The organism is Coleofasciculus sp. D1-CHI-01 (genome assembly GCF_040218875.1).
Classification (GTDB): domain Bacteria; phylum Cyanobacteriota; class Cyanobacteriia; order Cyanobacteriales; family Coleofasciculaceae; genus Coleofasciculus.
Map to the genome: position 1 here is coordinate 1 of NZ_JAVJQP010000034.1, position 12,760 is coordinate 12,760.

Genomic DNA, 12,760 nt, shown 5'->3' on the forward strand with positions numbered 1-12,760 from the left:
ATTTTTCAACGCAGAGGGACGCAGAGGTTCGCGCAGAGGGGCGCAGAGGGTTTTGGGGTAAGGATGCATGGCTGTGCGCCCACTGTCTGCTAATTATGTTCGCGAACTTTTCCTATTTTTACGGGCAATGGGATGCTGTCACAATGAACGATGAACTATGAACTATTGTGACTTCAATTTCAGAATCAAAACGCCTAAGGGAGGTAGGCACAAATCAATGTAATGAGACCACCGGGGGTGAGACCATTCCCCTGTCCAGCGACCGCCCATATTCCCCATATTGCTACCGCCGTAATCTCCAGCATCGCTGTTCAAGATTTCAGCATAGAAACCGGGTTCGGGGACACCTACCCAATAGTTGGGATGGGGTTGAGGGATAAAGTTACAGACGGTGACGATAAAGTCATCCGAGTCTTTTGCTTTGCGAATAAACGAGACAACACTATTGTCCGCATCGTTACAGTCAATCCACTCAAACCCTTGATGAGAAAAGTCTTGGCTATAGAGGGCGGGTTCACTTTGGTAAAGGTGATTTAAATCCGCCATAAACCGCTTCAGTTGTTGGTGGGGGGCATGTTGCAACGCGCCCCAATCTAAGTCTGCCCAAGCATTCCACTCATTCCGTTGCCCAAATTCCATGCCCATAAATAGGGTTTTCTTACCGGGATGGGTGTACATGTAGGCGTATAAGCAGCGGAGATTGGCAAATTGCTGCCAGTCATCTCCCGGCATTTTACTCAGCAGGTTGCCTTTTCCATGTACGACTTCATCATGGGATAGCGCCAGCATGAAGTTTTCGCTGAAGGCGTACATGATGCTGAAGGTGACGTTATTTTGGTGGTAGGGACGATACAGGGGATCTTTGGCAAAATAATCCAACATATCGTGCATCCAGCCCATGTTCCACTTGAAGCTGAAGCCTAAACCACCCAGGTAAGTGGGACGAGAAACGAGGGGCCAAGCGGTGGATTCTTCGGCAATGGAGAGGATGCCGGGATAGTAGCCGAATATCTGATAATTCAGATAGCGCAAAAAGTCGGCGGCTTCTAGGTTTTCGTTACCCCCGTACTGATTCGGTACCCATTCCCCGTCTTTGCGATCGTAGTCCAGATATAACATGGACGCCACCGCATCGACGCGAATCCCGTCAATATGATAGCGGTCAAACCAGAATAGGGCATTGGCAACCAAAAAGTTGCGAACTTCGTTACGGGCATAGTTGAAGACTAGGGTACCCCATTCCTTATGTTCCCCTTTGCGAGGATCAGCATGTTCGTACAGATGCGTGCCATCAAAGAAGGCTAACCCGTGAGTGTCTTTGGGAAAATGACCGGGAACCCAATCCACAATCACGCCAATATCATTTTGGTGACATTGGTCGATGAAATACATTAAATCTTGGGGTGTTCCATAGCGGGAGGTGCAGGTGTAGTATCCGGCAACCTGATACCCCCAAGACCCATCATAAGGGTGTTCGGCAACGGGGAGGAGTTCGACGTGGGTGAAGCCGAGTTCTTTGACATAAGGAATCAGGCGTTCGGCTAATTCCCGATAGGTGAGGAAGCGTCCCTCGGGTTTCTGGGAGACTTTCACCACAGGGCGAGTTTCCCCATCCGGGAATTCGGGCGGAGTCTCGGCACTCTCATGCAGCCATGAACCCAAGTGAACCTCGTAAACAGAAATGGGTTGCTCTTGGGGGTCAGTATGGCGACGGCGTTCTAGCCAGTCTTCGTCGTGCCAAGTGTAGTCTAGGCTATTGACAATTGACGCGGTTTGGGGTCTAATTTCTTGCTCAAAGCCGTAGGGGTCGGACTTGTGATAGATATGTCCGACGTGGTTTTTCACTTCGTACTTATAGTGTTCTCCGATGCCAATTTCCGGGATAAACAGTTGCCAAATCCCGTTTCCAAGTTGGCGCATCTGATGTTCGCGTCCATCCCAGTTATTGAAATCACCGATAACGGAGACATTGCGGGCGTTCGGTGCCCATACAGCAAAGTGAACCCCTTGGACGCCATTAAATTCAGTGGGGTGAGCGCCTAATTTTTCGTAAATGCGATGATGATTTCCTTCGGCAAATAGGTGAGCATCAAAATCCGTCAAACGCGGAGAGCGAAAGGCGTAGGGATCATAGACTACCCGTTCATGCTCGCCTTCTTTAATCCGCAGTTGATAGTTGGCTAACTCGGGTATATCAATCTCACATTCAAATAAATGAGGATGACTGACAGCCTGCATTGGGTATTCTTCCCGTTCGGTGGGGCGAATCACCCAAGCGGCGTCGGCTTTAGGCAGGTAAGCCCGTACAACCCAGCTTGTTTTACCCTCCCCTTCCACCGGATGAGACCCAAGTATTTCAAACGGATCATGGTGTCGATTGCTCACAATCCGATCAATTTGGTCTGGGGAAATGGTTATTGTCATGGCGTTACCTTGTTTAACTTCCCAGACTTAATAGTAATCAAGATTTCTCCAAGGGGACAATTTGGTGTTTGTGTAGGGGCGGGTTTCACCACTACTGTTTCGGTTTCACAAAAGATGCGACTAAACCCGCCCTGACCGAAGTAAAAGGCGACCCGAGTCAATTGAGTGGACACAGTTGTTGATTAGAGCAAGCGGGTATCCGTGTCAACTTAAGCCAAAACCCTTACCCATTATGGCTTACAGCTTTTCAAGGAAAGCATAGCCTCAACCGAGACATTCCAAATTCCGGCGCTTGGCGATCGTTTGTAAAGTAAACGAAATTTGCGTAGTACGTTGTGCGATCGCGGTGGCTTTTTGATAGGATTTGAATGCTTCATCATGCCGTTGCAAGCTTTCTAAGACCAGACCTCGATTATTCCATGCCCTACTATCGTAAGGGTCAATTTTTAGAGCTTGGTTGTATGACTCTAATGCTTCTTCGTATTGTTTCAATTTACCTAACAAAATTTCTCTATTGTACCAAATTATACCTGAATTTTTGTTATATTGAATAGCCTTATAATATGATATAACTGAGGCTGACTAAACTAATAGCCGTCAAGGTTATGAGTGCTGAAAGTTTGACTGGATTAAACGGGGTATAGAGTTTTCGGATTAAGTGGCTAAGTCTTCCCGGAGGATTTTTTTTAGGAGGGATAGGAATGACTAATTCAAATTCTTGATGCCAATCGGTAATATCATCGTTAACCTGTTTTCCATACACCTTGACTCGCTCAATGGATTGAACCTCTAAGCGGATTAAGCCTTGATGAATCACCTTAGCTAAACTAACGTACTCTGGCGGAGAGAAACTTGACTCATGATTGACGATCCTCCTTACAATTGTTCTGGGTCAATTCCTCTAGCTCGTAGTTTCTCCATCAACGCTTGATAGCGCTGTTGTTCTTGTTCCAATTGAGCCATTGCTTCCTCGGCGCGTTGACGTTCTTCTTCTGCCCGTTGATGTTCTTCTTCTGCCCGTTGACGTTCCTGTTCTCGGAGATGATCGAGTTCAACTGGGGTCAGAAATCGTTGTCCATCGGGGCGATAAATGACCAGGGTATCAGGGGTGAGTTCAAACCGTATTCCTAATCGTGGACTTACCCATCCATTCATATCTTCAATGGGGTCTAACCATTCTCCAGACCGCAATAAGCCAGTTAATTCGATGTCATCTGGATCATAAATGTAATATTCTTCAACACCGTAACGTTGATAGAATAAGAGTTTTTCTGCCATCTTTTTGGCACGGTTTCCTGGGGAGAGAATCTCAAAGACAACCTGGGGGACAATATTCTCTTCTCGCCATTGCTGATAGGAACCTCTTTCACCTTTCGGTCTACCGAAGACAACCATCACATCAGGGGCTTGGCAAGCTTTGGGTTTTCCCTGAACAGGATACCAAAGTAAATCGCCAGCTACGAATACATCAGCATTAGCCGCAAATAATATTTCTATATTTTCTTTAACTGTCACAATCCAGCGAAATTGTTTAGTGTTGTCTGCCATAGGTTGACCATCGCTGTCGGGGTAGATAATATCGGTGGCTGAGTCAGTTTGCAATTGTTGGATCATATCACTGAGTCCATTGAGTTGGGTTAATTGAGGAAGAAAAAATCGTGTTAGTTCATTTATTTTTATGCCATAACGTAGGGGCGCACTGACGTGCGCCCTACTGACGTGCGCTCAGAAATTTCGCCAATTCTATGGTACTATTGTAGCCTTGCCCAGTTAAGTCTGTAGCCAGGGCTTTAGCCTAAAAAAATCCTGGCTGAAACTACAAAAGCGTAGTCTCAGATGAACTCACGGGTTTACTCCACACCACATCCTGAGTAACATGATGCCACAGTTCAAATTTGCCAATCTGTTCAAGAACAGGAAATGCAAGCTAATTTCTCCTCTACTGAATAGGTAGATAGGTAAGAAGGGTAGAGGCATCGCTTATTTCAAATCAACCTGATCAAGATATTGACAAATTCGCTGAGCAAATAAACTTGCTAATGCTTGCTTTTTGTTCTTAAGTTCAGCCTCAATTTCTGCCTCCTGAATCAGCTCTCCGGCTACAATCAATAACATATATTCCCGAAAATGTCCACTGTTTTTTAAACTCTTTTAATCTTTCGACAAATACACTTTTATCATCGACATTTCCGGAATCGACTTTTAGATACAGCGGCACGTCTCCATCTCCGGTTACAATCATGTCAGGTAAAGGTTTCAAGGACTAAGATGCCAAAACTTGTGAGAAATGCGGGTCAGACCCCTCCGTTAATTGACCAGCAGTATCACACAGGGCGGGTTTTGCAGCCAAGCTAGGGATAACAACCAATATTAGTCCCTAAACCCGCCCCTACTCTTCCCCATCTGACACACCGAGAGAAGTCGAGGTGTTCCCCATCTCCCCTATCCCTTTCTACTCAGCCGCCCCTGCTGCTTTCAGAACCCTCACCACTTCCGGATACCCATTAAATTCAGCAATCATCATCGCCGTATAGCCCCCCCGATTTTTGAGGGTGACATCTGCACCTGCGTCTAATAAACATTTCACAGCAGGGATATAACCCCGATGGGCTGACCACATTAAGGCTGTCGCCCCGGCACTATCTCGCTGATTCACATCAACCCCGGCTGCTAATAATGAGCGTATCAGTTCACTATCCCCTTGGTCAGCTACCTTCATTAACAGGGTTTTCCCTTTTATATCGGTCAGATTGGCATTTGCCCCCGCTTTGAGCAATACTGTTACCGTTTCGGGATATCCCTGAGATAGGGCAAGGGTGAGAGGGGTTTCCCCTTGATTGCTGGCATTTACGTCAGCGCCATGTTGCACTAGCGCGATCGCAATCTCTGTGTGACCATGTAAAGCGGCTAGCATCAGTGGGGTGTCACCGAGCTTATTTTTCAGGTCTACGTTAGCATTACGCTGGAGTAACGTCTCCACAACCGCAGCATGACCTTCTACCGAGGCTAAATGTAAGGCTGTCTCCCCATCCGCATCCTGGAGATTAATCTCTGCCCCCGCCTCCAGTAATACATTCACAATGTCACAATGACCCCCGGCTGCTGCCGCCATTAGCGCTGTTCCCCCCCTGGGATTGTGGTGATTCACATCCGAAAGAGCCGCGACTAAAGCCTGAACCACCAACGTATGCCCTTGATCCGCCGCTAACGTCAGCGCGGTTTCACCCTCCTCATCTTGCAAATTGACATCAGCACCATGGGCTAACAATGACTGGATAATGGATAGATAGCCTAACTCCGCCGCCTGGATGAGAGCGGTTCTGCCATCAACGTTGCGAGTATTGGCATCAAACCCACCCTCCAGCAATCGGTTCACCATCTGAGTATGACCCTCACTCGCCGCCAGCAGCAATGCCTCTGAACTGAGTGTGCCATCTGCCCCAGCTTCGAGTAAGCTATTGACAATTTGAATATGACCACTTTCCGCTGCTAGCTTCAGGGCGTTATCGTTATCTTTATCTTGAATATTGACATCAGCACCTGCATCTAATAACCGTTGCACCAATTTGAGATGATCTTTATGTGCCGCCACCATCAGCGCCGTGCTACCATCTTCATTCTTGGCGTTAACATCAGCACCTGCGGCAATTAGCGTTTCCACGGCATCCACCTGATTCGCGGCGACGGCTAGCATCAGGGCGGTTAACCTGTACCGTTTTCGCGGCAGGTTAACATTAGCACCTGTGGCAATGAGCGATCGCACGATTTCGGTATAACCCCGTTGAGCCGCGATCATCAATGCCGTTGTACCATCGCGATCAGTTGTATCGATATTCACCCCCTGACTCAACAGGGTTTTGATTTGGGTCAAGTTGCCACTTTGGGCGGCTTTCAGCAGTAAGCCATCAATGTTTTGGATCATCGCTGTTGTCTAATTGCAGGGAAAATCTACCTCTTGGGAGGCAAGGCAGTTTCGTGATCCGACTTTAGACGAAACCGCAGCTATGCTATGTTAACTTTTGTCACGTATATTAAATCGCTCCCAGAAGCTTATGAACTTCGACATCCCAGAACCGATTAAAGTTTACTCCCAATTCTTTCACCCTATAGTGATGTGGCTCTTGCTGGCAACTGCCATTTATGCCCTGTATCTGGGGATCAAAATTCAACAGACGAGAACGGCAGAAGGTGAACTGCGAAAAGAGCTAGTCAAGGGCAAATACAATATTAAGCATCATCAAATTGGTTCAGCCCTGTTAGCCTTTATGGTGATTAGTACCGTCGGAGCAATGGCAGTCACCTACATCAACAATGGCAAATTATTTTTTGGTCCCCACTTGCTGGTTGGCTTAAGTATGACTGCCATCATTGCCACCTCAGCGTCTCTGACACCCTTCATGCAAAAAGGGCATAATTGGGCACGTTATAGCCATATTGCCCTGAATGCGGCGCTTTTAGGACTGTTTGGCTGGCAAGCGGTGACGGGAATACAGATTGTGCAGAAGATTATCAGCAAAATGTAATATCGCCAAAGGCTCCAGCGCAGAAGGGACGAAACAAGGGAATGATATAGCAATAGACACATCGATTAGGACGTTCGGCACCATTGTAGAGACGTTGCATGCAACGTCTCTACATAAATTATGTGTCCTAACTCTTGAGGGCGACATGATATGACCCCTCCCTAGCCCTCCCCTGCAAGGGGAGGGAAGCGGAATATATTTTTTATGATGAAACAAAGAGCCTTTGAGAATACCCTGTTGCCTAACCCATGACCAATTCCTTCGATCACACAGAAGCCTGGTATCCCGTTCATTACCTTAAGGATTTAGATCAGTCTCAACCTACTCAATTCACGCTGCTGGGTCGAGATTTAGTGATCTGGTGGGACAAGGTTGCCGATCGCTGGCGTGTCTTTGACGATCAATGTCCCCATCGACTCGCACCTCTGTCACAAGGTAGGATTGCTGAAGATGGACTGCTGGAATGTCCCTATCATGGTTGGGCATTCACCGGAGAAGGAAGGTGCGATCGCATTCCTCAACAAACCGAAAACAGTAGTGCCCAAACCTCGCAACGCGCCTGCGTTACCGTCTTACCCACGACTGAATGTCAAGGGCTATTATTTGTTTATCCCGGCAACCCAGAAAACGCGCCCAATGTCAAAGTTCCTATCGTCGAACCCTTAGATGATTCCCCGGAGGAATGGGTTTGTATCGATACGTTTCGGGACTTACCCTACGATGCCTTAACATTGCTGGAAAACGTGCTAGATGTGAGCCACGTTCCCTTTACCCATCATCGGTCTGTTAGCGATCGCGCCTATGCCAGTCCGGTTGAGCTAGAAGTCACCGAATCGGGGAAACATGGGTTTAAAGGGGTTTGGGAACAAGGACCCCGTAAAGGAACCCTAGGACGCCAAGACACCACATTTATTGCCCCCACATTAATGTGGCATGACCTCACCTCCAAACAATTTGGCAGAACCATGACGGTGGTGTACGCAACGCCGATTCGCAAGGGAGAATGTCGCCTATTTGCTCGCTTTCCTTTTAAATTTGCGTCTAAACTCCCCGGTTTCTTTATTAAACTCACGCCGAGCTGGTACTCTCACATTGGGCAGAATGGGATTCTGGAAGATGACCAAATTTTTCTCCATTATCAGGAACGTTACCTGGCTGCCAAAGGCGGGAGTTCCAAGTTCAGCAAAGCGTTTTACCTACCCACAAAAGCCGATCAGTTTGTGTTTGAGTTGCGCCAGTGGGTGAATCAGTACAATGCCGACCCATTCCCCGACCAACCCCTACCTCCACGATTATCACAGGAGACGTTACTAGATCGGTATCACTCTCATACGGTTAAGTGTAAAAGTTGTAGCACTGCCTTGGTGAGAATTCGCCAGATTCGGAGAGGGGTTGCGGTTGTAGGGGCAATGGCTTGGGCAATTATCCCATTATTAGCACTATTTTTTGATAAAACGGCAACGGTAGCCGCTATTGTCTCTACTGGAGTCGCGTTAATTGCTAGCTTCGGCTGGTTCGGATTGGGTAGGCTGGAACGGCGATTCTATGAAGGGCGAACGATTCCACCCCGGAATTTAGCACAGGGGTAGGGGAGATAGGGAACACCTCGACTTCGCTCGGTGTGTCAGATGGGGGAGAGTAGGGGCGGGTTTAGGGACTAATATTGGTTGTTATCCTTAGCTTGGCTGCAAAACCCGCCCTGTGTGTAGGGGCGGGTTTTACCATTAACATTTGCTTGTCACCCTGATATAACTAAACCCGCCCCGATTAGAGTGCTTTTCGGGAAGCGAGTATAACAAAAGACATAAGACGTAGCTTGCTTCTCGATGAAAGCGAGTATGACGAATGACAAATGACCGATAATATACTGATAAGCAAATTGTCGCTTAATGAATTAGTCGAACGTGTGAGGAAAAAGAGTTGATTAGCCCAATCATCTGTTTTGTTCTGGCATTTGTCCTCGCTTCCTTCGTGGAGTATTGGATGCATCGCTTGATGCACGCGAATGCCCGCATTGGTGAACGTCACCGCGATCATCACCGCCGCAATGAAGGACAGGGGGTACTGTGGGAGTTCCGGGATTATGTGCGGGGTAGCTTTATTGTTATGTGCCTCTTATTTTTATATTCATGGCAAGTTGGACTCGGTTGGTTTCTGGGTGGACTTTTTTATGCTGCCTTTTCTGCCTATGCTCATCAGCTACAGCACGAAAATCCAACGAAGTGTTTCTGGATGAAAATGCCTGTTCACTATGTTCACCATAAGTATCAAATGTGGCATCACAATTTTGGTTTAGCTGTCGATTGGTGGGATCGGGTTTTCGGGACGTATAAGCCTGTTGAATGGCTCACCGATGAGGAATTGCAGCAACCTGAACGTGGGTATTTACAACTGCGGTGGCGGTAAAGGTGCAGGGGGAGCAGGGGAAGCAATGTAGAGACGTAGCATGCTACGTCTGGAAGCAGGGGGAGATAGGGAACACCTCGACTTCGCTCGGTGTGTCAGATGGGGAAGAGTAGGGGCGGGTTTAGGGACTAATATTGGTTGTTATCCCTAGGTTGGCTGCAAAACCCGCCCTGATAAAGTGCAAGAAATATTCGACAAATGACGAATGACAAATGACGAATGACCAATCACAATGGAATTTTTACAATAAATTCGGTGCCTTGTCCAAGAGTCGAAGTGCAATAGATTTGCCCTTGGTGTTTTTCGACGACAATCTGATGACTAATCGATAATCCTAACCCTGTACCACTACCAACAGGCTTGGTTGTAAAAAATGGGTCAAATATTTTTGGCTTAATATCTTCGTTGATACCCGAACCATTGTCGGCAATTCGGATAATAATAAAGTCGCTTGTCGGTTGTCCATCATCTGTGGTTGGTTGTTTGCTGCCAGTATCGACTTCAGTAGAGATAGTAATTATTCGTGGTGACGGTTGATCCTCCAAAGCATCGATCGCATTATTCAAGATATTCATAAATACCTGATTTAATTGACTGGCATAACAGGTGACTAATGGGAGTTGAGTATAGTGTTTAATTACCTGAATCCCTTGGGCATTACCCGCTGCCTTGAATCGATGCTGTAAAATTAAAAGGGTATTATCAATACCTTCATGAATATCAACTTTCTTGATTTCTTTTTCATCCAAGCGGGAGAAGTTTCTTAACGAGAGAACAATGGCACGGATGCGATCGGTGCCAATTTGCATAGATTTGAGCAAATTTTGCCAATCGTCAAGCAGAAACTCTAGATCAATTTCTTCAATCAGTTGTTGAAGTTCTGCGGTGGGTGTGGGGTAGGTCTTTTGATAAGTTTGAATCAAACGAACTAAATCTTGAACATATTCCTTAGCAGGAGTCAAATTACCGTAAATAAAACTAACCGGATTGTTGATTTCGTGTGCCACACCAGCAACCATTTGCCCAAGACTGGACATTTTTTCGCTGTGAACCAATTGGGCTTGGGTGCGTTTGAGTTGATTTAAAGTGAGTTCTAGATCTAACGCTTGTTCCTGAGTCTTCTGTAATAATTGAGCCTGCTGTACGGCGACGCCAAACTGAGTGGCTATTTGTACCACGACACTGATTTCTGATTCTCGCCAAGCGCGAGGACTGGAGTTTTGATAGGTGGCGAGTAATCCCCAAAGTTTTTTACCACAAAATATGGGAGCAATAATGTAGGATCGGGCTTGGAATTGTTCAAGGAGTTCGATATAACAGTCCGTAAATCCAGCGTTATAAATATCTTCGACGACTCGATAACTTGCACCTTGGCTGTAAGCACCGCCTCGCGTTTCTTTTAGATAGGTATCCTGTAGCGAGTTATCGGATTGGAGATTGGTAATGTTAGGGTTTGGACAAGAATAGGGCGGGTAAAGTTGGGGATGGAAACTTGAAATCGAGAGGTTTTCTGAGCCATCCAAGCTTTTGAGGGTACAACGTTCTTCTTCTAAAGCATCGGCTTTGAGATCAGGGTTATTTTGCTGTTCAAGGGTTAACGTCACCCAGCCATCCGCCACAGACTCGGCGACAAACTCGCCACTCCAATCCGGATTGAACCGATAGATGGCGACGCGATCGCACCTCAAGACATGGCGCAATTCTTCTGTTGTCGCTGTGAATATCTTGTCAATATCTAGGGTTTGACGCATCCGTTGCAAAACTGTCGCGATCGCCCTCTCCCGCACCGCACTCTCCCGTAAGGCTTCCTCTGTGCGTTTGCGTTCAATGGCTGTGGCAATGATATTGGCAATGGCTTGCAAAAAGTAAATATCATCATCGGTGAATTGGCGTTTTTGGGTGGTATGAACCGCTAATATGCCAAAGGGTTGATTTTGACCGGGAATTCTCGTACTCATCCCACTGACAATCCCATGATCCTGGAATAAAGGTGAACCCTGAAACCGTGTCTCTGTGGGTAAGTCTGTGACAATAATTGGTTCCCAACAGACCAAACTATAACCGAATTGAGATTCTTTTCCCGCACTCACTTTAGCTTGACCCACTAATCCCGCTTGCCAACCGAATCCGGCTACAAGAAGCAATTCCTCACCATTGGGTAAACGTTGCAGAATTTGGCAATAGTCTACGTTCAACGTTTGGGAAACTAGAGTGACTGTCCAATCCATTAAGAGTGATAAATCTGCCTCAATTAATGCCTCTTGACCCAGTTGCGCGATCGCGGCGTCTTGGCGTTGGCGAATCCGTAGCGCTACTTCGGCTTGTTTGCGGGGGGTAATATCGGTCACCCGTACCAGATGCATTGGCTGACCTGCCACATCAATTTGTCGAATTGCCAAGTTACCCCAAAATACGTTACCTTTTTTACTCACATATTCTAACTCTTGCTGCCAAAAGCCGTAGCGCTTAACCTGATTGGCGATAGAACGCAGTTGTCCGGTCGTAAACCTTTTTTTTTGCAGAAGATACCCTTTGGTATTGATTAATTCTTGCTTACTTTGGGCTTCAAAGAGTTCCACAGCGCGGCGATTGCAATCGGAAATTACCAGCGTTTCTGCATTGACCAGAAAAATGGCATCAGCCGATTCATTAAATATCGATTCAAATAAGTCCTTAGCACGATTATTTTCTTGGACTGTGCTAAACGAATGGGAGGTTGACTTCCTTAGCCAACGTGTGATCAAAAGGATCATCCATGTCGTGGTCACGAATAGTCCTAGACATAAAATAATCGTCGTGCGCGTGTTAATAGCGTTATGCTGGAAAAATTTGTTGGTTTTAGCTAAAATTACATGACTAGAGGAATTGCCGATAAAATTTATAATGTTCGAGTTGACTGGATCGGGTTGTATTGTTGGTCGATTGGGTAAACTAATTGGACTGAGATGAGAAGTCGCTGATTCAATGGCGAGGGATGGCTTAGCGCGATCGCTAATTTCGTGAGATAATAATTGAGAAGCCACCTTATTGGTAAGTTGCTCATTGCTGAAAAGCAAATGTCCTCCTACCCCCACCGTTGCTGCAATTGGCACAACAAAGAGGATAATCAACAGGGTTGCCAGGAACGTTTGTCTCAACTTCTGGGCAATCAGGTGGTATATTGTTCTGATACACATAGCAAGTGCAGAGATAATCAAAACCACACTTCAGATTAACATTTCCTAGAGTATCAGTTTGTATTCACGATTGCCTTAGTCATCAAAACCAGACATGCTAACAGAGTCAGATTTCAGTGAAAATTACTTCTATTGGTGAGTGCAATATTGAACAAGCCTTGATATAATAGGCAGTATTTGTTCTTAAACCCGCCGATTAAACTGAGCGTTGGGTCAAAACTCATTTTCACT

At 46.4% G+C, this 12,760-nt stretch carries 10 protein-coding genes; 3 read left to right on the plus strand and 7 right to left on the minus strand.

What is annotated here, in order from left to right:
• Positions 1-162: 162 nt before the first annotated feature.
• From glgB to RIB93_RS07015, 6 genes are all read right to left on the minus strand, one after another.
• Positions 163-2,424: a 1,4-alpha-glucan branching protein GlgB gene (gene glgB, locus RIB93_RS06990; protein WP_446371594.1), complete on the minus strand. Its 2,262-nt coding sequence runs from the start codon at positions 2,422-2,424 to the stop codon at positions 163-165.
• A 264-nt stretch (positions 2,425-2,688) separates the two neighbouring features.
• A complete protein-coding gene (locus tag RIB93_RS06995; RefSeq protein WP_446371637.1) occupies positions 2,689-2,994 on the minus strand; it encodes a tetratricopeptide repeat protein in 306 nt (101 codons plus the stop codon).
• On the minus strand, positions 2,981-3,241 hold the full coding sequence (locus tag RIB93_RS07000; protein WP_446371596.1) for a hypothetical protein: 261 nt from the start codon (positions 3,239-3,241) through the stop codon (positions 2,981-2,983). The genes RIB93_RS06995 and RIB93_RS07000 overlap by 14 nt, the downstream gene beginning before the upstream one ends.
• Positions 3,242-3,300: 59 nt before the next feature.
• On the minus strand, positions 3,301-4,038 hold the full coding sequence (locus RIB93_RS07005) for a Uma2 family endonuclease (protein WP_446371598.1): 738 nt from the start codon (positions 4,036-4,038) through the stop codon (positions 3,301-3,303).
• Between the two features lie 366 nt (positions 4,039-4,404).
• Positions 4,405-4,539 carry a hypothetical protein gene (locus RIB93_RS07010; protein WP_446371643.1) on the minus strand — a complete coding sequence of 45 codons (135 nt, stop codon included), beginning with the start codon at positions 4,537-4,539 and terminating at the stop codon, positions 4,405-4,407.
• A 337-nt stretch (positions 4,540-4,876) separates the two neighbouring features.
• Positions 4,877-6,346, minus strand: coding sequence for an ankyrin repeat domain-containing protein (locus RIB93_RS07015; protein ID WP_446371600.1), 1,470 nt, complete (start codon positions 6,344-6,346; stop codon positions 4,877-4,879).
• Positions 6,347-6,476: 130 nt separating this feature from the next.
• Between RIB93_RS07015 and RIB93_RS07020 the strand changes: the two genes are divergently transcribed.
• From RIB93_RS07020 to RIB93_RS07030, 3 genes are all read left to right on the plus strand, one after another.
• Positions 6,477-6,947, plus strand: a complete 471-nt coding sequence (locus RIB93_RS07020; RefSeq protein WP_446371602.1) for a DUF4079 domain-containing protein — start codon at positions 6,477-6,479, stop codon at positions 6,945-6,947.
• Positions 6,948-7,195: 248 nt separating this feature from the next.
• Positions 7,196-8,536 (plus strand): aromatic ring-hydroxylating dioxygenase subunit alpha, encoded by a 1,341-nt coding sequence (locus RIB93_RS07025; RefSeq protein WP_446371604.1) that lies wholly within the window; start codon positions 7,196-7,198, stop codon positions 8,534-8,536.
• 331 nt (positions 8,537-8,867) lie between these two features.
• Positions 8,868-9,353 (plus strand): sterol desaturase family protein, encoded by a 486-nt coding sequence (locus RIB93_RS07030; protein WP_446371606.1) that lies wholly within the window; start codon positions 8,868-8,870, stop codon positions 9,351-9,353.
• A 227-nt stretch (positions 9,354-9,580) separates the two neighbouring features.
• Here the strand turns inward: RIB93_RS07030 and RIB93_RS07035 are convergent, their stop codons facing one another.
• Positions 9,581-12,529 carry a GAF domain-containing sensor histidine kinase gene (locus RIB93_RS07035; RefSeq protein ID WP_446371608.1) on the minus strand — a complete coding sequence of 983 codons (2,949 nt, stop codon included), beginning with the start codon at positions 12,527-12,529 and terminating at the stop codon, positions 9,581-9,583.
• Positions 12,530-12,760 lie beyond the last annotated feature (231 nt).